14 protein-coding genes, 1 rRNA gene and 1 pseudogene are annotated in these 22,949 nt (G+C 31.1%); 14 read left to right on the top strand and 2 right to left on the bottom strand.

The window, feature by feature from the left end; all coding sequences use genetic code 11:
• Both BLV79_RS09165 and serS read left to right on the top strand, forming a co-directional pair.
• Positions 1 to 286: ribosomal RNA gene (locus BLV79_RS09165) — 23S ribosomal RNA — on the top strand; the annotation flags it as partial.
• Between the two features lie 274 nt (positions 287 to 560).
• Positions 561 to 1,865, top strand: coding sequence for a serine--tRNA ligase (gene serS, locus BLV79_RS09160; protein ID WP_074718326.1), 1,305 nt, complete (start codon positions 561 to 563; stop codon positions 1,863 to 1,865).
• A 239-nt stretch (positions 1,866 to 2,104) separates the two neighbouring features.
• Here serS and BLV79_RS09155 read toward each other — a convergent pair whose 3' ends face one another.
• Positions 2,105 to 2,908, bottom strand: a complete 804-nt coding sequence (locus tag BLV79_RS09155) for an enoyl-CoA hydratase-related protein (RefSeq protein ID WP_074718324.1) — start codon at positions 2,906 to 2,908, stop codon at positions 2,105 to 2,107.
• Positions 2,909 to 3,398: 490 nt separating this feature from the next.
• Here BLV79_RS09155 and glf point away from each other — a divergent pair, with 490 nt between their 5' ends.
• From glf to BLV79_RS09100, 11 genes and pseudogenes are all read left to right on the top strand, one after another.
• Positions 3,399 to 4,547, top strand: coding sequence for a UDP-galactopyranose mutase (glf, locus tag BLV79_RS09150; RefSeq protein WP_083354526.1), 1,149 nt, complete (start codon positions 3,399 to 3,401; stop codon positions 4,545 to 4,547).
• Between the two features lie 35 nt (positions 4,548 to 4,582).
• A complete protein-coding gene (locus BLV79_RS09145; protein WP_074718320.1) occupies positions 4,583 to 5,596 on the top strand; it encodes a glycosyltransferase family 2 protein in 1,014 nt (337 codons plus the stop codon).
• 304 nt (positions 5,597 to 5,900) lie between these two features.
• Positions 5,901 to 6,683, top strand: coding sequence for an ABC transporter ATP-binding protein (locus tag BLV79_RS09140; protein ID WP_074718318.1), 783 nt, complete (start codon positions 5,901 to 5,903; stop codon positions 6,681 to 6,683).
• Positions 6,684 to 6,689: 6 nt separating this feature from the next.
• Positions 6,690 to 7,940, top strand: coding sequence for an ABC transporter permease (locus BLV79_RS09135; protein ID WP_074718316.1), 1,251 nt, complete (start codon positions 6,690 to 6,692; stop codon positions 7,938 to 7,940).
• Between the two features lie 552 nt (positions 7,941 to 8,492).
• Entirely contained in the window at positions 8,493 to 11,651 is a 3,159-nt protein-coding gene (ileS, locus tag BLV79_RS09130; RefSeq protein ID WP_074718314.1) for an isoleucine--tRNA ligase, read from the top strand.
• A gap of 199 nt (positions 11,652 to 11,850) precedes the next feature.
• Positions 11,851 to 14,310, top strand: a complete 2,460-nt coding sequence (locus BLV79_RS09125; protein WP_074718311.1) for a glycogen/starch/alpha-glucan phosphorylase — start codon at positions 11,851 to 11,853, stop codon at positions 14,308 to 14,310.
• 71 nt (positions 14,311 to 14,381) lie between these two features.
• Positions 14,382 to 15,167 carry a TraX family protein gene (locus tag BLV79_RS09120; RefSeq protein ID WP_074718309.1) on the top strand — a complete coding sequence of 262 codons (786 nt, stop codon included), beginning with the start codon at positions 14,382 to 14,384 and terminating at the stop codon, positions 15,165 to 15,167.
• Between the two features lie 187 nt (positions 15,168 to 15,354).
• A pseudogene (locus BLV79_RS09115) lies at positions 15,355 to 15,786 on the top strand (FKBP-type peptidyl-prolyl cis-trans isomerase); the annotation flags it as partial.
• Between the two features lie 353 nt (positions 15,787 to 16,139).
• A complete protein-coding gene (locus BLV79_RS09110; RefSeq protein ID WP_074718307.1) occupies positions 16,140 to 16,499 on the top strand; it encodes a PadR family transcriptional regulator in 360 nt (119 codons plus the stop codon).
• 2 nt (positions 16,500 to 16,501) lie between these two features.
• Positions 16,502 to 17,533 carry a permease prefix domain 1-containing protein gene (locus tag BLV79_RS09105; RefSeq protein ID WP_074718305.1) on the top strand — a complete coding sequence of 344 codons (1,032 nt, stop codon included), beginning with the start codon at positions 16,502 to 16,504 and terminating at the stop codon, positions 17,531 to 17,533.
• Positions 17,534 to 18,250, top strand: coding sequence for a DUF4097 family beta strand repeat-containing protein (locus BLV79_RS09100; RefSeq protein WP_074718303.1), 717 nt, complete (start codon positions 17,534 to 17,536; stop codon positions 18,248 to 18,250).
• 139 nt (positions 18,251 to 18,389) lie between these two features.
• On the opposite strand, the gene BLV79_RS09095 is transcribed toward BLV79_RS09100, so the two are convergent.
• The gene (locus BLV79_RS09095; protein ID WP_074718301.1) at positions 18,390 to 19,256 is read right to left on the bottom strand and encodes a patatin-like phospholipase family protein; all 867 of its coding nucleotides are present in this window, start codon (positions 19,254 to 19,256) and stop codon (positions 18,390 to 18,392) included.
• Between the two features lie 161 nt (positions 19,257 to 19,417).
• Between BLV79_RS09095 and BLV79_RS09090 the strand changes: the two genes are divergently transcribed.
• Positions 19,418 to 22,912, top strand: coding sequence for a DNA polymerase III subunit alpha (locus BLV79_RS09090; RefSeq protein WP_074718299.1), 3,495 nt, complete (start codon positions 19,418 to 19,420; stop codon positions 22,910 to 22,912).
• Positions 22,913 to 22,949 lie beyond the last annotated feature (37 nt).

Genomic DNA, 22,949 nt, shown 5'->3' with positions numbered 1-22,949 from the left:
CTATCCGGCGCGGGCGTAGGATATTTGAGAGGAGCTGTCCTTAGTACGAGAGGACCGGGATGGACGAACCACTGGTGTATCTGTTGTCGACCAACGGCATAGCAGAGTAGCCAAGTTCGGAAGGGATAAACGCTGAAGGCATCTAAGCGTGAAGCCCCCCTCAAGATGAGATATCCCCTCCAAAAGGAGATAAGACCCCTGAGAGACTAACAGGTAAATAGGGCAGAGGTGGAAGTACAGTAATGTATGTAGCTGACTGTTACTAATAGGTCGAAGGCTTGACCAAAAAGGTTTTCAAAGAGAAAAGCTTGTATGAAGTTTTGAAGATATATGGGAGAGAGCTGTGTTCCGTGCAGGAATGCAGCTCTCTTTAGTTTAAATAACTTGCAAATAAGAGGCGTAGATAGTATAATAATTCTGTTATGTATAAAGTGTAGAATATGTATAAAGTGTAATAATGAGTGCAGTTCTATAACTTTTATTTTTTCTTTGATATGAAGTAATTTTGATATAATTTCAAAACATATAATATACCAACAGTGTAAATAGAGGAGGATAAAATGATCGATTTAAAATTTTTGAGAGAGAATCCAGAAATTGTAAAAGAAAACATAAAAAAGAAATTTCAAGATCATAAATTACCAATGGTTGATGAGGTAATTGAATTAGATGCTAAAGCGCGTCAAGTTAAAAGTGAAGCTGATGAGTTAAGAGCTAGTCGAAATAAATTATCTAAACAGATTGGTGCTTTGATGGGGCAAGGAAAGAAAGAAGAAGCTGAAGAAGTTAAAAAACAAGTTTCAAATAATGCAGTTCGTCTATCTGAATTAGAAGTTCAAGAAAAAGAATTAAATGATAAAGTTCGTGAGATAATGATGGTTATTCCAAATATTATTGATCCTTCAGTACCAATTGGAAAAGACGATAGTTGTAATGTTGAAATTGAAAAGTTTGGAGAACCAGTTGTTCCTGATTATGAAATTAAATATCACGCTGACATAATGGAAAGCTTTGATGGAATTGATTTAGATGCAGCTGGAAAAGTTGCTGGTAATGGATTCTATTATTTGATGGGTGATATTGCTAGATTACATTCAGCTGTATTAGCTTATGCACGTGATTTTATGATTGATAGAGGTTTTACATATTGTATTCCACCATATATGATTAGATCAGCAGTAGTTGATGGAGTAATGAGTTTTGATGAGATGGATTCAATGATGTATAAGATCGAAGGTGAAGATTTATATTTAATCGGAACATCTGAACATTCAATGATTGGTAAATTTATTAATACAATTAATGATGAAGAAAAATTACCATATACATTGACAAGTTATTCTCCATGTTTTAGAAAAGAAAAAGGTGCACATGGTATAGAAGAGCGTGGTGTATATAGAATTCACCAATTTGAGAAACAAGAAATGATTGTTGTTTGTAAACCAGAAGAAGCTTGGGATTGGTATAACAAGATGTGGAAAAATACAGTTGATTTATTTAGAAGTCTTGATATTCCAGTTAGAACTCTTGAGTGCTGTTCTGGCGATTTAGCTGATTTAAAGGTTAAATCATGTGATGTAGAAGCATGGTCACCTCGTCAAAAGAAATACTTTGAGGTTGGAAGCTGTTCAAACTTGGGAGATGCTCAGGCTAGAAGATTAAAGATTCGTGTAAAAGGCAAAAATGGAGAGAAATATTTTGCAAATACATTAAATAACACTGTAGTTGCGCCACCACGTATGTTAATTGCATTTTTAGAGAATAATGTTAATGAAGATGGATCAGTTAATATTCCAAAAGCATTACAACCATATATGGGTGGAAAAACAATTCTTGTACCAAATAAAGGTAAAAACGGAAAGTAAGACTTTATAAAAGCAATAAGTAAATGAACTTTATATAATAAATTGCATTTATTATATATATAAGAAGTACAATTAAAGCTCACATATTGTGAGCTTTAATTGTACTTTAAAAGAAAGTGTACGTGTTTTTATATGCTTATGTACGCATTAAAGCACGTTTTATTTTTTAAAACTTTCAATAATCTGTATATTTATTAAAATTAGATTAGTTTTGAAAAAACAAAAATATTCTAAAAAAATTAGAAATCAGATAATTCTGCAGAACGTCTTTCTAGGAATGCTGTCATACCTTCTTTTTTGTCGTGTGTATCATTTACTACACCGAATAAGTTTGCTTCCATTTCTACTGCGTTTCTGATATCCATGTCATAGCCATTGTTGATTGCGGCTTTAGCAACTGAAACTGCATAGCTACCTTTTGAAATGATTTTTTTAGCGAGCTCTTTTGCAGTATTCATTAATTCTTCTTTTGCAACAACGCGGTTAACAAGACCAATTCTATAAGCTTCATTTGCATCGATTGAATCGCATGTAAAGATCATTTCTTTAGCACGACCCATACCAACTAAACGAGCAAGTCTTTGTGTTCCGCCAAAGCCAGGAATAATACCTAGTCCACATTCTGGCTGACCGAATATTGCGTTGTCAGATGCAACTCTTATATCGCATGCCATTGAAATTTCACATCCTCCACCAAGTGCAAAACCATTTACGGCTGCAATTGTAACTTGGCGCATGTTTTGTAATCTAAAGAATGGTTCAGATGCTTTAATACCAAATTTACGAGCGGCTGGTGCGTCGAAGTTAACCATTTCCGAAATATCAGCTCCAGCTACGAAAGATTTGAAAGCATTTCCTTTTTTGTCAGGACCACCTGTTAAAATTAATACTTTAACGTCATCTCTTACTTCGATTTCAGAAAGACAAACATTAAGTTCATCTAATGTTTCACTATTTAAAGCATTTAAAGCTGCTGGACGATTGATAGTTAAAACTGCAATTTCGTCCTCAACATCAAGTAATAAATTTTTAAATTCACTCATTAAATAAAACCTCCTCTATTAGAAATGTCTACATTTCCAATACTATCACTTTGATAAAAAATTGTCAATGTTAACGGAATTGTTTTTTAAATTTAAGCATTATGCATAAAACTTACTGACTACTTTAGTTCAAAATTACTATTGTAACTTTAAATTACACTTTTGGATAGTAACTTAAGATTTCGTATTATTATGTTTTCATAATAAAATAATATTTTAAGTGTGGAAAATTTTTGATAGACATTTTTTTATAAGCATTGTTGTAGATTTAAGAATGTAGATTTAAGTGGTTTGATATAAAACAGATGTTAAACAGAAAAAAAAGAACATAGATAAAAAAGGTATATTAATAAAAAAGGTATATTAATATAAAAGGTATATTAATATAAAAAAGTGGTTAGTAATTCTATGTTATGGTATAATTAATGTGTTTTATGTTTAAAGTGATATTTTGTGTTCAATACACTTAGAAAGTTGAGGAATAGTTAATATGTACGATTATATTATAGTTGGTTCAGGTATTGCTGGATCAGTTGTGGCAAGAATTCTTGCTGAGGAAGGTAATAAGAAAGTTTTAGTTGTAGAAAGAAGAAATCACATTGGTGGAAATTGCTATGACGTGGAAGATGAAAATGGAATTTTAATTCATCTTTATGGACCACATATTTTCCATACAGGAAATGAAGAAGTAAGAGCGTTCTTATCTCGTTTTACAGAATGGTATGATTTTGGACATGAAGTTGTTGCAAAAGTTGGTGATAAATTAATTCCAGTACCATTTAACTTAAATACTTTACATATGGTATATGATGAAGAAAAAGCTAATTATCTTGAAAAAAAATTAATTTCTGAATATGGCGAAGGAAGTCGTGTTCCTATAATGAAATTAAGAGAAAATGATGATCCTGATGTTAGAGAGATTGCAGAATATGTTTATCAGAATGTATTTTTAAAATATACTATGAAACAATGGGGACAAAAACCGGAAGAAATTAGTCCAGAAGTTACTGGTCGTGTACCTGTTGTAATTTCATATGATAATAGATATTTCAAAGATAAATATCAAAGCGTTCCTGTTGATGGATTTACACCAATGTTTGAAAAAATGTTAGATCATCCAAATATTGATGTTAAACTTGATACAGAAGTAAAAGATATTGTTGAGTTTAAAGATGGCAAAATTTTCTTTGAAGGAAAAGAATTTAATAATGGAATGATTTATACAGGTGCAATTGATGAGTTATTTGACTGTAAATACGGACGTTTACCTTATCGTTCATTAGATTTTAAATTTGAACATTATGATCAAGATTCATTCCAGGGACACAGTGTAGTAAATTATACTGTAAGTGAGGATTATACTAGAATTACAGAGTTTAAATTTTTAACAGGTCAAAAAGACACAAATGGTACAACTATTGTTAAAGAATATCCTTTTGCATATACTGGAAAAGAAGGAGAAATTCCATATTATGCAATTTTAGATGAAGAAAATGATAAATTGTATAATAAATATAAAGAAGATGCTCAGAAGTTTAATAATTTCCATTTATTAGGTCGTTTGGCTGAGTACAAGTATTATAACATTGACGCAATGTGTTTGAAGGCTATACAATTAGCAAAAGATTTATTAAAATAAATCGAGAGAGAAAATAAAGGTAAAGAGGTATAAAGATGAAATTATTGAGTTTTGCAATACCATGTTACAATTCTGAAAGCTATATGAGAAATTGTATTGAATCTATTTTGCCAGGTGGTGAAGATGTAGAGATTATTATTGTAGATGATGGTTCAAAAGATAAGACAGCAGAAATTGCAGATGAATATCAAAAGAAATATCCTACAATCGTTAAAGCAATTCATCAAGAAAATGGTGGACACGGAGAGGCTGTTAACACAGGTATTAAGAACGCAACAGGATTGTATTTTAAAGTTGTAGATAGTGACGACTGGGTTGATTTAGATTCATATAAACAGATTCTTGTGAAATTAAAAGAGTTAGTAGCACAGGGGCATGCTATTGATATGCTTTTGGCAAATTATGTATATGAAAAAGAAGGGGCTAAACACAAACGTGTAATGCGTCAAAAAGGTTTCCCAGAAGATAAGATTTTTCAGTGGAAAGATGTTAAACATTTTTATAAAGGACATTATATTTTGATGCATTCAGTTATATACAGAACTGAATTATTAAGAGAATGTGGATTAGAACTACCAAAACATACATTCTATGTTGATAATTTATATGTTTATCAGCCACTTCCATATGTAAAGAGCATGTATTACATGGATGTTGATTTTTACAGATATTTTATAGGACGTGAGGATCAATCAGTAAATGAAAAAGTAATGATTAGCAGAATTGATCAGCAGATTCGAGTTAATAAATTGATGATTGAATCATACAATTTATGGAAAATTTCTGATGCAAAATGTAGAAAATATATGTTTAATTATGTAGAAATCATAACAGTTGTTTCTACAGTTATGTTGCTTAGATCAGGAACTGATGAAAATCTCGAAAAGAAACGTCAGTTATGGAAATATATAAAAGAAAAAGATATTAGATTGTTCCATAAATTAAGAAGGGGTATTTTAGGTGGAACTATGAATCTTCCTGGAAAAACAGGAAGAAAAATTTCTGTTGCAGCTTATAGATTATCACAAAAAGTTGTTGGATTTAACTAATATAAACTGATAATATAAAATTTACTATTAATGAGACATTAAATCATTAAAATTTATACAAATCTCCAATTGTATGCTAATAGAAGTATGCTTATTGGAGATTTTTTGCTTTACATGCTAAAAAAAAATATTTATAATTATATAAATAAAGTAAATGAGTAAATTGGAAAATCAAATAATTAGTTAATTAGTAAATGAGTAAATTGGAAAATCAAATAATTAGTTAATTAGTTGATTAGTTAATTAGTATATGAGCAGATTGATGTAAATATGATACAAAAAAGCAAAAAAGGGAGAAGAATATATGGAACAAAAAATAGTTGTTGAAGTTAAAAATCTAAAAAAGACATTCAAGATTTCAAAAAAGCAACAAAAAATCCAAAAGACAAAGGAAAAAATCGTTAAAGCAGTTGATGGTTTAGAGTTTGAAGTTAATAAAGGAGAGATATTTGGATTATTAGGTCCTAATGGAGCAGGTAAAACAACTACCCTTAGAATGTTATCAACTTTAATTAAACCAGATGAAGGAACAATTAAAATTAATGGATTGGATATTCAAAATGATTCACAAGAAGTTAGAAGACAGATTGGTTTTTTAACAAATGAATTAAAACTAGAAGGTTTTTTTACACCAAATTATATATTCGATTTTTTCTCTAACATGTATAATATTGACGATGAGAAGAGGGAAAAAAGAAAAGATGAACTTTTTTTGCGATTTGGAATTGATAAATTTAAAGAGGTAAAAATTGATAATTTATCAACAGGTATGAAACAAAAAGTTTCTTTAGTTGTCTCATTGGTGCATGATCCAGATATTATTATATTTGATGAGCCAACAAATGGTCTAGATGTAATAACTGCAAAAACAGTTACGGATTTTTTGATAGAGCAAAAAGAAAGAGGAAAAACAATTATTTTATCAACACATATTTTTTCGTTGGTAGAGAAAATATGTGATCATGTAGGTATCATTTTAGATGGAAAGATGATTGAGTCGGGAAAAATTGAAGACATAAGAGATGGCAAAACCCTTGAAGATAAGTTTTTTGAAATTTATGTTAAAGAAAAGGGAATGGAGGAATAAAAGAATATGAATAATGTTTTGAATATAATGAAAAAAGAGATAATGAGATTTGTACAAGATAGGAAAATCGCATTTCAAGTTTTTATTTTACCAGGTCTTATGATTTATGTCATTTATTCATTTATGGGATATGCCATGAAAAGCATGGTGGAAAAAGAAAAAAAAGAGGTTTACAATGTTGAAATTGTAAGGATGCCGCAGAATTTGGAAAATTTGGAAAAAGATAAAAGTCTTAACGTCAAAAGAATTGATTCACAGAGTGTTAAAAGTGATGATAAGCTAGAAGTTATAGTGAATAACGCAAAAGAAAAAATAATGACTGAAAAACTTGATGCAGTTGTTATTTTTCCAGAAAACTTTGATAAAAAAGTTAGTGAATATAGTGTTTTGAGTAGCAAAGATTTACCTGCAAATGTTGAAATATATTATTCATCGGAATACAATAATTCGGACAATGCATATGGATATATTAATGACCGTTTAAATGATTACGAAAGTGCTATATCTAATAAATTCGATATTAATAGAGAAGGAAATAAATTAGCTAGTGATAAAAAAGATAACGATAGTAAATACAATTTGTCAGAAAACAAAGAAGATGCAAGCGTTAAAAAAATATTTTCTTCATTATTGCCACTTTTAGTTGTTATGTTAGTTTTCTCAGGAGCTAATGCAGCAGCTACAGAGTCAATTGTAGGTGAAAAAGAAAGAGGAACAATGGCAACATTGCTTGTTACACCTGTAAAAAGAAGTAGCATAGCCTTGGGTAAGATTTTAAGCTTAAGTATAATTGCAGTAATAAGTGGTTTATCGAGTTTCTTAGGAATAATCTTGTCATTACCAAAACTTATGATGGCAGATGATAATCTTTCTTTTACAAGTACGTATGGAACAAAAGATTATGTGCTATTAATTATCATAATTTGTTCAGCAGCTTGCTTATTTACTTCATTAGTTGCAATTGTTTCGTGCTTTGCAAAAAACGTAAAAGATGCACAAACAGCGCTTGCACCTATGACAATGGTTATAGCGGGAATTTCATTTGCTCCAGCATTGTTTGATGGAATGACAGATAAGTTAGGGTTGTTTGCAATTCCAATTCTCAATATTATTATAGTAATAAACAAGATATTTAGTGGAACATATAGAAATATTGAGATAATAGTGACAGTTATTTCAACAGTTGTTTGCGTTGCACTTCTTTCAATGTTTCTTGGAAAATTATTTAATAATGAAAAGATTATTTTCGATAAATAATAAGTAAATTGTTTAATGTTGTGTTTAAAAATAAAAAAATCTAATAAATAAACTTGACAAGTTTTTTTACTAGATTTATACTTTAGATGTCGTATTTTAGATATGATGTTTGAATAAAATTAAAAAGATAAAGACTATGATGAAGACAGTAATTTATCAATGAAAGTTAAAGAGAGTCAGATTAGGTGGGAGCTGATATTAGTAGTTGTTAAATGAAAATCACTTCGGAGTTGCAGGTCGAAATTTAGGAAGTTATTATAGGATAATTACAGTGTTATTTTATTTTTTTTCATTTGTTTTAAATAATTTCATTTGAAGTTACTTCTCTTTCTTTTGTAATTATCCTTTTTTTAAAGAATAGATTCTGACGTTTTTTCCGACGTTAAAGGGAGCAGGTATGCAAAATTGGTCATAGATATTATGCTATATTCTATGGTTATATTTTAAGTACATTGTAACAAGGTGGTTAAACGCGGGCTCTCGTCCTTATTACAGGATTAGAGCCTTTTTTATTTATATAAATCGATTACGTAAATTAGGAGGAAATGTATTATGTACAAGAAAGTCGATACCAATATGAATTTCGTTGACAGAGAACACGAAGTAGAGAAATTCTGGAATGATAACGACATTTTTCTTAAATCAATGGAAAGTAGAAAAAAGGGAGAAACATACACTTTTTATGATGGACCTCCAACAGCAAATGGTAAACCACATATTGGACATGTTTTAACAAGAGTTATAAAGGATATGATTCCAAGATATCAAACCATGAAGGGCAAATATGTACCTAGAAAAGCAGGATGGGATACACATGGTCTTCCAGTAGAACTTGAAGTAGAAAAACTTCTTGGATTAAATGGTAAAGAGCAAATTGAAGAATATGGTATGGAACCATTTGTAAAAAAATGTAGAGAATCAGTTTGGAAATATAAAGGTTTATGGGAAGATTTCTCAGGAACAGTAGGATTTTGGGCTGATATGGAAAATCCATATATAACATATGATAATAATTTTATTGAGTCTGAGTGGTGGGCTTTAAAAGAAATCTGGGAAAAAGATCTTTTATACAAAGGATTTAAAGTAGTTCCTTATTGCCCACGTTGTGGAACACCTCTTTCAGCTCAAGAAGTTGCACAAGGATATAAAACAGTTAAAGAAAAATCAGCAATTGTTCGATTTAAAGCAAAGGGAGAGGATGCTTATTTCTTAGCATGGACAACTACTCCATGGACACTTCCTTCAAATACTGCATTATGTGTAAACCCAGAAGAAACATATGTTAAAGTTAAAGCAGTTGATGGATATACATATTATATGGCAGAAGCTTTACTTGATTCTGTTTTAGGCAAATTAGTTGAAGAAGACAGTGATCAAAAAGCATATGAAGTTTTAGAAAAATATGTGGGTAAAGATTTAGTCGGAAGAGAATATGAAGCATTATTTGAATGTGCTGCAGAAAAAGCTGAAAAACAACATAAAAAAGCTCATTTTGTTACAGCTGATGATTATGTAACAATGTCAGATGGTACAGGTATTGTACATATCGCACCTGCATTTGGTGAAGACGATGCTAGAATCGGAAGAGAAAATGATTTACCATTTATTCAGTTTGTAAACGAGCGTGGTGAGCTTACAGAAGAAACACCATACGCTGGAGTTTTTGTTAAAAAGGCAGATCCAATTATTTTAAAAGATTTAGTAGATCAGAATAAATTATTTGCTGCACCTAAGTTTGAACATGATTATCCACATTGTTGGAGATGTGATACTCCACTTATCTACTATGCAAGAGAATCATGGTTCATAAAGATGACAGAAGTAAAAGATGATTTAGTTGCAAATAATAAAACAGTAAACTGGATTCCAAAGAGTATCGGTGAAGGTCGTTTTGGAAACTGGTTAGAGAATATCCAGGATTGGGGTATTTCAAGAAACAGATATTGGGGTACACCATTAAATATTTGGGAATGTGATTGCTGTGGAAAACAAGAAGCAATCGGAAGCAGACAGGAACTTGCTGAAAAAGCAGGAGATCCTAAAGTTGCAGAAGTTGAATTACACAGACCATATATTGATGATGTAACTTACAAATGTGAATGTGGTGGAACAATGAAGAGAGTTCCAGAAGTATTAGACTGCTGGTTCGATTCAGGAGCAATGCCATTTGCTCAGCATCATTATCCATTTGAAAATAAAGATTTATTTGAGCAGCAGTTTCCTGCAAACTTTATTTCAGAAGCAGTTGACCAGACTAGAGGTTGGTTCTACTCATTAATGGCAGAAAGTACATTACTTTTCAACAAAGCACCATATAAAAATGTTATCGTGTTAGGTCATGTTCAGGATGAAAACGGACAGAAGATGTCTAAATCAAAAGGAAATGCAGTTGATCCATTTGATGCATTACAAAAATATGGCGCAGATGCTATTAGATGGTACTTCTACATTAACTCAGCACCATGGTTACCAAATAGATTCCATGGAAAAGCTGTTCAAGAAGGTCAGCGTAAATTTATGGGTACATTATGGAATACATATGCATTCTTCGTACTTTACGCTAATATTGACGAGTTTGATGCAACAAAATATACATTAGATTACGATAAATTATCAGTAATGGACAAATGGTTATTATCTAAATTAAATTCAGCTGTTAAAGCAGTAGATGACAATTTAGGAAATTACAGAATTCCAGAAGCAGCTAGAGTATTACAAGAATTTGTTGATGAAATGAGTAACTGGTATGTAAGACGTTCTAGAGAAAGATTCTGGGCTAAAGGAATGGAACAGGATAAAATTAATGCATATATGACATTATATACAGCACTTGTTACTATTTCTAAAGCAGCAGCACCTATGATTCCATTTATGACAGAAGATATTTATCAGAACTTAGTAAGAAGCGTTGATGCTAATGCACCAGAGAGTATTCACTTATGTGATTTCCCTGTTGTTGATGAAGAGCACATCGACAAAGAATTAGAAAAGAACATGGATGAAGTTCTTAAAATTGTTGTTATGGGACGTGCTTGTAGAAATGAAGCTAACATTAAGAATCGTCAGCCAATCGGTAAAATGTATGTAAAAGCTGAAGATGAATTAGAAAGTTTCTACAAAGAAATTGTGGAAGAAGAATTAAATGTTAAAGAAGTTGAATTCAAAGATGATGTTTCAGCTTATACAACATATATTTTCAAACCACAACTTCGTACAGTTGGTCCAAAATATGGTAAGTTTTTAAAACAGATTCAAGCTGCATTAGCAAGTCTTGATGGAAATAAAGCGATGGCTGAGTTAAAGACTAATGGTGAATTAAAACTTTCAGAAGTAAGTGATGAAGTTGTTTTAACAGAAGAAGATTTATTAATTACAATGACTCAAATGGAAGGTTATGTAACAGAAAATGATAACAACATGACAGTTGTTTTAGATACTAACCTTACACCAGAACTTCTTGAAGAAGGCTTTGTAAGAGAAATTATTTCAAAATTACAGACAATGCGTAAAGATGCAGGATTTGAAGTGATGGATCACATCAAAGTAACATATGAAGCAAATGATAAAGTAACAGAAATCTTCGATAGAAATAAAGAAGCTATCATGGGTGATGTTTTAGCAGTTTCAATTGAGAAATCTGCATTATCAGGCTTTGAAAAAGAATGGAAGATTAATGGAGAAGACGTTAAACTTGCAGTTGAGAAGCAATAAGTAGTATAATATAAATGAAATATAGTTAAATTTTTGGCAGGTAATGAGATATAGCCTAAGTTAGTAGTAGTGTTTCTAGTAATTTAAATGTTATATTTTCGTTGCCTGCTTTTTATTTTATTAATATAAATTAAAAATAAAATTATTCCGAAATACTGTAAAGAATGGATAAAGATACGCTTATTCTAGGAGGAGAATGATGAGAGATAATGTATTTAACAAGAAAGTTTTTATCAAAAGTGTAAAAGAAAATTTAATGACACAATACAGAAAAGACTTGAGTACAGCGTCAAATCAAGAAATTTTTCAGGCAGTATGTATTTCAGTAAAAGATGTAATTATGGATGAGTGGTTGGCAACTCAGCAAACTTTTGCAAGAGAACAACCAAAAACAGTTTACTATTTATCTATGGAATTCTTGATGGGACGAGCACTTGGTAATATTTTATTAAATTTATCTGCTTATGATGAGGTTGCTGAAGCGTTACAGGAGTTAGGATTAGATATTAATGCAATCGAAGATGAAGAGCCAGATCCTGCATTAGGAAATGGCGGTTTGGGTAGATTAGCAGCATGTTTCTTAGATTCATTAGCTACATTAGGCTATGCAGCTTGTGGATGTGGTATTCGATATAGATATGGTATGTTTAAACAACAGATTATTGATGGCTTTCAGATAGAAGTTCCAGATAACTGGTTAGAACATGGTTATCCATTTGAACTTAGAAGACCTGAGTACAGATATGAAGTTAAATTTGGTGGACATGTAGAGCAGGAAGTTGACGAAAATGGTAAATTGTCGTTTGTTCAAAAAGATTACAGATCAGTATGGGCTATACCACATGATATGCCTATAGTTGGTTATAAAAACAATTTGATTGACACATTAATTATATGGGATGCAGAAGCAAAGGAAGTTTTCAGCTTGGATTCATTTGATAAAGGTGATTATCAAAAAGCTGTTGAAGAAGAAATGTTAGCAAGAAACCTGGTTGATGTTCTATACCCAAATGATAATCATGTAGCAGGAAAAGAATTAAGATTAAAACAACAGTATTTCTTTGTTTCAGCGAGTATTCAAAGAGCAATTGAAAGATTTAAACAAAAAAATGATAACTTAATGGATATGCCAAAGAAAATTGTTTTTCAGATGAACGATACTCATCCTACAGTTGCAGTTGCTGAGTTGATGAGAATTCTTCTAGATGATGAACATTTAGAGTGGGATGAGGCCTGGGAAATTACAACACATTGTGTTGCATATACTAATCACACTATTATGGCAGAAGCACTTGAAAAATGGCCAATTGAAATCTTTGAAAGATTATTACCAAGGGTATATCAGATTATTGATGAAATCAACAGACGTTTTGTATTAGAAGTTCAGGCTAGATATCCTGGTAATGATGAAAAAATAAGAAAGATGGCTATTTTATATGATGGTCAGGTAAGAATGGCACATTTGGCAATAGTTGCAGGTTACTCAATCAATGGTGTTGCAAAATTACATACAGAAATATTAAAGAAGCAAGAATTAAGAGACTTCTATGAAATGTTTCCAGATAAATTTAATAATAAAACAAATGGTATTACACAAAGACGTTTCCTAGGTCATGGAAATAGATTATTAGCAAAATGGGTTACAGATAAAGTTGGGGACAAATGGTATACAGATTTATCTGTTTTGAAAGAACTTACAGATTATGCAGATAATCCAAAAGCTCAAGAAGAGTTTATGGAGATTAAACATAAAAACAAAGTTCGTTTGGCAAAATATATCAAAGAACATAATGGAATTGATGTGGATACAAATTCTATTTTTGATGTTCAGGTAAAAAGATTACATGAATACAAGAGACAGTTGCTTAATATTTTGCATGTAATGTACCTTTATAATGTTATTAAAGAGAATCCAGATGTTGATATTTATCCAAGAACTTTCATATTTGGTGCAAAAGCAGCAGCAGGATATGAAACCGCTAAAAAAACAATCAAATTAATTAACAATGTTGCAGAAGTTATTAATAATGATTCTAGCATTAATGGAAAGATTAAAGTGGTATTTATAGAGGACTATAAAGTTTCAAATGCTGAGATGATTTTTGCGGCAGCAGACGTTAGTGAGCAAATTTCTACTGCAAGTAAAGAAGCATCAGGAACAGGAAATATGAAATTCATGTTAAATGGTGCTATTACTTTAGGTACACTTGACGGCGCAAATGTTGAAATGTATGATGAAGTAGGTGCAGATAATATCTTTATTTTTGGAATGAGTGCAGATGAAGTAATTGAGCATGAAAAACGCCATGATTATAATCCAATAGATTATTATAATAATGATCCACAGATTAAAAAAGTACTTAATCAGTTAATAGATGGAACATATTCAGCAAATGATAGAGAATTGTTTAGAACATTATATAACGCATTGCTACATGATAAAGAAGCAGATAAATATTTTATTTTGGCTGATTTTAGATCTTATGCTAAGGCACAGCAAAAAGTTAACAGATATTATCAGGATAAGAACTCATGGGCTAAGAGTGCAATCTTAAATGTTGCAAATGCAGGAAAATTCTCATCAGATAGAACAATACAAGAATATGTTGATGATATTTGGCATCTAGATAAAGTAAAAATTGACAATACAGGCGCATAAGAAAGAATGATTTGCGGAAACATAAATATTCCGTAAAAAATACAGAAATATCAACAAAACAGGAGCATAAGATGAACTTAGATTTTTATAAAAAAGAGACTTTAATAAGGCAAAAATTTCCAATTCCGGCTAGTTATTTGAAATATATTGCAATAATTACAATGCTAATAGATCATATAGGAGCCGCACTTCTTGAGAGGGAAGTGTGGTTCTTTTATGAAAAATACAATATGTTTGATTCAATATATACAATTGATATGATACTGAGATCAATTGGTAGAATAGCATTTCCTTTATTTGCATTTATGATTGCTGAGGGAGCGATACATACAAAAAATATACAAAAGTATGCTCTTCGATTAGTTATTTTTGGAATTGTTTCCGAAGTGCCGTTTGATTGGGCTTTCTTTGATTCACCATTTTATATAGAGAATAATAATGTTTTTTTCACGTTGGCTATAGCAGTTTGTACGATTATGTGTATTGATAAATTGAAAGATGTGCAATTTAAGTATATGCTTTCAGATCAGCAAATTGCAGGGGGAGAGCTTGTGATTTTTGCGTTGGGAGCAATATTGGCACAAGTGTTAAGGACAGACTACGGAGCTTGTGGCGTGATTGTAATCTATGTGATTTATAAGTCAATTCAAATGGGGAAAAAAGAAATAGGATTTATAATTAGTATAGTGATTCTGGTTATAATGTGTGGAGAAATCGAAAAATGGGCAATATTTGGGCTTTTACCGGTTTATTTGTACAATGGAAAAAGAGGAAAGCAAAATAAATATTTTTTCTATATTTTTTATCCGGGACATCTTGTAATGTTAGCGGTGCTTAGAAATATTATTTTCAGGTAGTGTTTTGAGCCACTTTGAGTCAGTTGGGTAAAATAATAGAAGTAATTGACTTATATAGAAAACAAAATAGGTACGAGAGAGAAGTAAAAAGTTATAGAAAGAAATATCATTTCAATGTATAATATAGAAAAATTATTTTTAAGGAGAGCAATAAATGAGTACAGAAAATAATAAGTCAACATCTGCAATTGAAGGTAAAAATGTTGGTAAAACATGCCGCACACACTACAGAGGAACTTTTAATGATGGTACACAATTTGACTCATCATATGATAGAGGCGAGCCACTTGAGTTTGTTTGTGGAGCAGGAATGATGATCAAAGGTTTTGATGCAGCAGTAGCAAATATGGAGGTTGGGGAAAAAGTTGATATCCATCTTATGCCAGAAGAAGCTTACGGAATGCCTGATGAAAATGCAATTTTCACTGTAGAAATTGCAAGTATCCCAGGTGCCGAAGGATTAGAAGTTGGTCAGCAGGTATATTTACAGGATCAATTAGGTAGACCATTTCCTGTAAAAGTTACTGCAAAAGATGACACAAACATAACTTTTGATGCAAATCATGAAATGGCTGGAAAGGAACTTAATTTCTCAATTGAACTTGTAGAAGTTTTATAAGAAAGACTTATGTAATTCAAAGATATATAAGAGAGATTTTGTGTGAAATAGGAGTTCATATAAAAATAAGATCATATAGAATATAAGTTCATATGACCCCTCTTTACAGTGATAAGAATCTAGTGTCCTAGAAAATCCTGTAAAGAGGGGCTTTTTTATGCATTTTTTATGTGTTGTTTTCATGCAATTCTATTTTATTTGTAATTGATTAGTTCTTTTTTGATTTTTTTTTGATTCTTTTTAAAAATTTTTTTGATTTTATATAAATTTTTTATTGATAAGCTACGATAGACGTAGTATAATTACTTCATCAGATAGAGTACTACGACAGACGTAATAAAAGGAGGTCGAAAATGAGTGGAATAAGTAGTGATGTTATTCGAGGATATAATGACACTATAATCCTAAGCATTCTTTTGAATGAACCATCATACGGATATGGCATTTCAAAAAAAATCAAGCAAATATCCGATGAAAAATATGTAATAAAGGAAACGACTTTGTATTCAGCTTTTACGAGACTTGAGAAGAATGGCTATATAGAATCCTTTATATCGAATGTTGATGCAGAAGGTAATAAAAAGAAAAGGACATATTATCGAGTCACTGAAAGCGGTAGAGAATACTATAAAGCCAGATGCGAGGAATGGAATTTGACTAAAGAAGTTATAGAACGTTTTATAAAAAATGAAAAGTATAATGAAGGAGAATAAAAATGGAAACGATTAAAAATTATCTAGAAGTAATGTTTGCTAATATGCCTGACACGCCAGAAGTCAGAAAGGCAAAAGAAGAATTACTCAGCATGATGGAAGACAAATACAATGAATTAATTGAAAACGGTGCGAGTGAAAACACTGCAATAGGTACGGTTATTTCTGAATTTGGCAATCTTGATGAGTTAATTGATGATTTAGGTTTAACAAAAGAAGAAAAAGATTTAAGCTCAAACTCAAGCTCAAATTCAGGTGCTTCAAGTTATTCATATAATGAATATCAAGATACTAACTCTTATCAGGAACAAACTCCACGTAGAAAGGTATCAATGGATGAGATTGATAAATACCTTTCAACAGAGGTTAAGAATGCACATCGTATTGGAATAGGTGTATTTTTTTGCATTACAAGTGTGATTTATCCAATTATTTTTGATGTGTTATTTAAAAAATATGAAGGAATTGGAGCTGCACTTATGTTTGTTTCTGTAGCAATTGCAATAGCACTTTTTATTATAAGTGGTGCGGCTGAAAAAGAGTTTAACTATATTAAAACTCAAATATGTGAGATAGATTTATTTACAGTAGAGAATGTAAAAAAGAAAAAAAGAGTTTATGAAAAAACAAGAACACTTTGTTTGTCAGTCGGAGTTATGTTGTGCATTTTAAGTGTGGTTCCAAGTATTGTATTTGATGGGAAGGTAAACATAGCACCAGCATCATTATTTGTATTGGTTGGAATAGGAGTTTATCTTTTAGTTTCTTCATCAATTATTTATGAGAGTTATAACAAAGTATTAGAGATTAATAGAAAAAACAATCCAAACAATTATTACAATATTGAAACAGGAAAACAATACGTCAGTAAAGAAGCTAAGTTTATTATGGAGGTATATAATCAGACGGTTGTATGCATATACTTGTGTATTAGTTTCTTGACAGGTGATTGGCATATTACATGGATTATTTTTCCAATAGCAGGTGTTGTAAAGAGAATATTACGTATTTCGTTTGAGAAGGAGAAAGAATAAATGAAGAGAAAATATTTATGTTGTATATGGGCTATTACAATTTGCTGTATAGTTTTTTCGGGTTATTTTAAAGTGGTTTCCCCTATTTTGTTTGATTTTAAAGAAAAAAGTTTTTCAAAAACTATTATACTAAAAGATAAGTCAATTAAGAAAATTGATGCTAAATTAGATGCAGGAGATGTGACTGTCAAATATGGAAATGAATTAAAAGTTCATTATTGTTATCCTAAAAAGCATACTCCAAAAATAAAAGTAGAGGGTGATTCGCTTGTAATAAGAGAAACAAGTAATATAAAAATTGCAAAATTAAATAAAGCAAAATATAATATAGAAGTGACAATTCCAAAAGAAACGAAACTTGATGAAATTGACATGAAAGTTAATTTAGGTGATGTTGAAATAAACGATTTGTTAGTTGATAAAATAAATGTAGATGCTGATATGGGTGATATTAATTTAGAAAATGTCATATCTTCAACTTGTAAAGTTGATGTCAGCCTAGGTGATGCAACAATAAAAAATGGAAAGCATAATTCTATAACAATTGATACTAATATGGGCGATGCAGAGGTAAAAACAGAATTTGATAAAATCAAAGTAGATTGTAATATGGGAGATATTGACATCAAAACATCTGGCAAACTTACTAAAAAGAATGCTGATTTAAACTGTGATATGGGAGACATTACAGTAAACGGCAAAGAATGGGATGATTAGAAAAAAAATTGGGATGATTAAAAATTAAATCGCCTAAAAAATGAAATATAATAAGAAATAAATAATAAGAAATATATAATAAAATAAAAGGCCATACTTCAAGCGAGGTATGACCTTTTGTTTAACATTTATTTAACTCTTATTTATTCTTTGATCCAAGAAACTTCAAAAGTTTTTCTTCTCTGCTCTTATAATCATCAAGGCCAAGATCATAAAGTGATTGTTCTCCAACAGGATCCATGGCAATTGTATTTAATTTTATGTTTTTTGAAGGTGCAAAAACAAAAAGTTTTCCTTCAGCTTCTAGTCTTTTGAGTTTAGCAATTTGATTACGATACATGATGTAACGACGGTCAATAGCTTTAATAATTTTTGGATAATTTCTTAAAACTTTTGAATAAACAGATTTATGAGCCTCAGGTTTTCTGACAAAACTTCGAGGCTTGCTCAATAGTACAACTACCTTTTCGCATCCTTGTTTGAGAGCACGCTGAAAAGGTATTGCATCAGAAATTCCACCATCAAAATATTCACAACCTAGAAAAGATACTGGATTACAAAAAACCGGTAATGCACTTGATGCCATAATAGGTGTGTAGTTGTCTTGACGTAAATCGCCCTTATTAAAATATACGGCTTTTCCAGTTTTTGAATCAGTTGCTACCATTTCAAATTCGCAAGGATTGTCAATAATTGCCTGAAAATCAAGGGGATCCTTGCCAGTAGAATTGCTTAATTTACCATAAATATAATCAAGTCCAAATATTTCACCATGCAATAAAAAGTTTTGAACACTAATGTATTCAGAATCTTTTACATGTTGTGTATAAAAACGTAGATTACGTTCTTTTTGATTGGCTAAAAATGAAGAGATATTTGCAGAACCAGCCGAAACACCAATGCTGTAATCAAAAGAGATATTATTCTCTAGAAAACAATCAAGAATGCCAGCACTATAAGCGCATTTCATTCCTCCTCCTTCAACAACTAATCCGATTTTTCCCATAAATAAGCCCTCCAATCTAGAAATATATGTCAATTGTAGCACAATAAAAATAAAATACAAAGAGATTAAATGAAAATAAAAAAAGAAATATAAATATTGTTTTAGATTCTATGATTTGTTAAAATATATAGATTAGAAGTAATTTAGAAAAGAGGATAAATATGAGCTTTGTACATCTTCATACACATACAGAATATAGCTTGTTAGATGGTTCTAACAAGATAAGTGAATATATAAAAAGAGTAAAAGAACTTGGAATGAATTCAGCAGCCATAACAGACCATGGAGTCATGTATGGCGCTATCGAATTCTATAAAACTGCAAAGGCGCAAGGAATAAAACCTATTATTGGTTGCGAAGTTTATGTTGCTCCAAATTCAAGATTTGATAGAGAAATAAGTCATGGAGAGGATAGGTATTATCACCTTATTCTTTTAGCGGAAAATAATAAAGGTTATGAAAATCTTGTGAAAATTGTCTCTGCAGGATTTACGGAAGGTTATTATTATAAACCAAGGGTTGATTTTGAGTTGCTCGAAAAATATCATGAAGGTCTAATATGTTTATCAGCGTGTTTAGCGGGTGAAGTTCAAAAGCAGATTGTTCGCGGTAATTATGAAAAAGCAAAAAAAACAGCACTCAAATATAAGAACGTTTTTGGAGATGGAAACTATTTCTTAGAGCTACAGGATCATGGTATTCCAGAACAAAAAACAGTAAATATGGCCTTTGTAAGAATGAGTCAGGAACTAAATATTCCATTAGTGTGTACGAATGATGTTCATTATACTTCAGAAGATGATGTAGAAGCTCATGATGTGCTTTTGTGTATTCAAACAGGAAAGCTTTTTAAAGATGAAAACAGACTTCGTTATGAAGGTGGACAATATTATGTAAAAAGTGAAGAAGAAATGAAAAAGCTTTTTCCATACGCATTAGAAGCTGTAGAAAATACACAAAAGATTGCAGATAGATGTAACGTAGAAATTGAATTTAATAACTATAAAATTCCTAAATATGAAGTGCCAGAAGGTTATGATAGTGCTTGGGATTTTTTAGTTGATTTATGTGAAAAAGGATTCAAAAAAAGATATACAGATAACAAAGAATACGATAAAGAAGCATGTGACAGAATCTACAAGGATATGCAATATGAACTTGGAATTATCAAAAAAATGGGATTCATTGAGTATATTCTTATAGTTTGGGATTATATAAACTGGAGTAGAGAACATGATTGTTGGGTTGGCCCTGGACGAGGTTCCGCGGCAGGAAGTAAAGTTTGCTATTGTACAGGAATCACTAACATAGACCCTGTAAAATATAATCTTCTTTTTGAGAGATTCCTAAATCCACAACGTGTATCAATGCCCGATATCGACGTAGATTTTGAATATGCACAAAGATATAGAGCTATAGAATACGTAACTCAAAAATACGGAAAAGATTCAGTTACACAGATTGTTACATTTGGTACGATGGCTGCGCGAGGAGTTATAAAGGCAGTAGGAAAAGTATTGGATTTTCCTTATGCGCAGATGGATAAAGTGGCTAAAATGATACCATTTGGCCCTAAAGTAACAATACAAAGTGCGTTAAAAGAGAATATTGAGTTTAAAACACTATATGAATCAGACCAGCAAATGCATGAATTAATAGATATGGCTCAAAAATTAGAAGGATTGCCTAACCATACTTCAGTTCATGCAGCAGGTGTTGTAATTTATCCGGGAGTAGCAAGTGACTATGTGCCTTTAGGTCGTGCAAGTGATGGAAGCCCAACAGCTGAGTATAACATGGTTCAGCTTGAAGAATTAGGATTGTTAAAGATGGATTTCTTAGGCCTTAGAACGCTTACAGTGTTAAAAGATGCTGTAAAAAATATCAAACATTCAAAAGGTGTAGATGTTGATATAGATAATATAGATTTTAATGACAAAAAGGTGCTAGATTTTATTGGAACAGGCAAGACTCACGGAGTATTCCAGCTAGAATCTGCTGGAATGCAAGGGTTCATGAGAGAACTAAAACCAGAAAGTTTCGAAGATATTATAGCGGGAATATCACTTTATAGACCGGGCCCAATGGACTTTATTCCTGATTACATAAAGGGTAAAAAGAACCAAAATGAAATTACCTATGTGACACCTGAGTTGAAAGATATTCTTGAGCCAACTTATGGATGTATCGTTTACCAGGAACAGGTTATGCAGATTGTTCAAAAATTAGCAGGATATACTATGGGACAGGCCGATAACATCAGAAGGGCGATGAGTAAGAAAAAGCAACACGTCATTGATGAAGGACGAAAAAGTTTCGTATATGGTGATGAAAAAGAAAACATAAAAGGTTGTGTTGCAAACGGAATTTCAGAACAGGCAGCTAATAAGATATATGATTCAATGGTTGATTTTGCCAAGTATGCATTTAACAAATCACATGCAGCAGCATATGCTGTAATCAGTATGCAGACTGCTTGGTTGAAGTACTATTATCCAACAGAATATATGGCCGCTTTACTTACTTCAGTAATTGATAATACAGATAAAATGTCTGAGTATTTGTACCAGTGTAAAAATCTTGGGATAGAAGTTTTACCACCAAGTGTAAATACAGGAGAAGGCGTATTTAGTGTTGAGGGAAAAAATATTCGATTTGGAATGTATGCAATAAAAAGTCTTGGAAGACAGATAATAGATTCGCTGGTAAAAGAGAGAAAAAACAACGGTGAATATATTTCTTTGTGGGATTTTGTTCAAAGAGCCTCAAACTATGATATCAATAAAAGAGCAGTAGAGAACCTGATTAAAGCGGGTGCCTGTGATTGTTTTGATGCAACTCGAAAAGAGATGGTTTACGTACATGCAATGATGGTAGATAAAGTCTCAAGCGGCAAAAAAAACAATATTGCAGGACAAATGAGTCTTTTTGATTTAGTAAGCGAAGAAGAAAAAAAAGAATTCGAGTTTAAGATGCCAAAAGTTGGAGAATTTGACAAAGAAATGTTGTTGGCTTTTGAAAAAGAAGTACTTTCAATATATTTAAGTGGACATCCACTAGACGAATATAGGGAAAAAATAAATAAAAATGCAACAGCTATTACATCAGATTTTGTTATTGATATGGAAACAAATGAACAAAAAATAAAAGATGGTCAAAAGGTAATTATGGGAGGAATTATTTCCGAAAAAAGCATTAAGTTTACGAAAAAAAATCAACCTATGGCATTTTTGAAGATAGAAGATCTTGTTGGATCTGTTGAGGTTATTGTTTTTCCAAGACAATATCAAAAAGTTATGGGCAGGCTTGAAGTAGATGATAAGATTTTTGTAAAAGGTAAAGCAGCAGTTGAAAATGATCAAAATGGAAAAGTAATTGCAGAGGACATTATTTATTTTGATGAGTTAGGACGGGATTTGTGGATTAAGTTCAAAACTATGCAAGAATATGAGAATGATGTTGATGAATTGATGCAATTATTTACCAATAATATTGGCAAAGATGAAGTCATAATCTATATAGAAAATCCGAAATCTATAAAGAAATTTGGAAAAAGTCTGACAGTTGACGCTGAAAATGCTCTTTTTGATACATTAATAAATAAGTATGGAAAAAATAATGTAAAAGTTATTGAAAAGAATATTGAAAACAATTGACAAACAGTATACAATAAAATAGATTGAGTGTATATTA

This window comes from Lachnobacterium bovis DSM 14045 (genome assembly GCF_900107245.1).
In the GTDB taxonomy this organism is placed as follows: Bacteria; Bacillota; Clostridia; order Lachnospirales; family Lachnospiraceae; genus Roseburia; species Roseburia bovis.
This window is presented reverse-complemented; position numbering and strand designations above follow the sequence as displayed.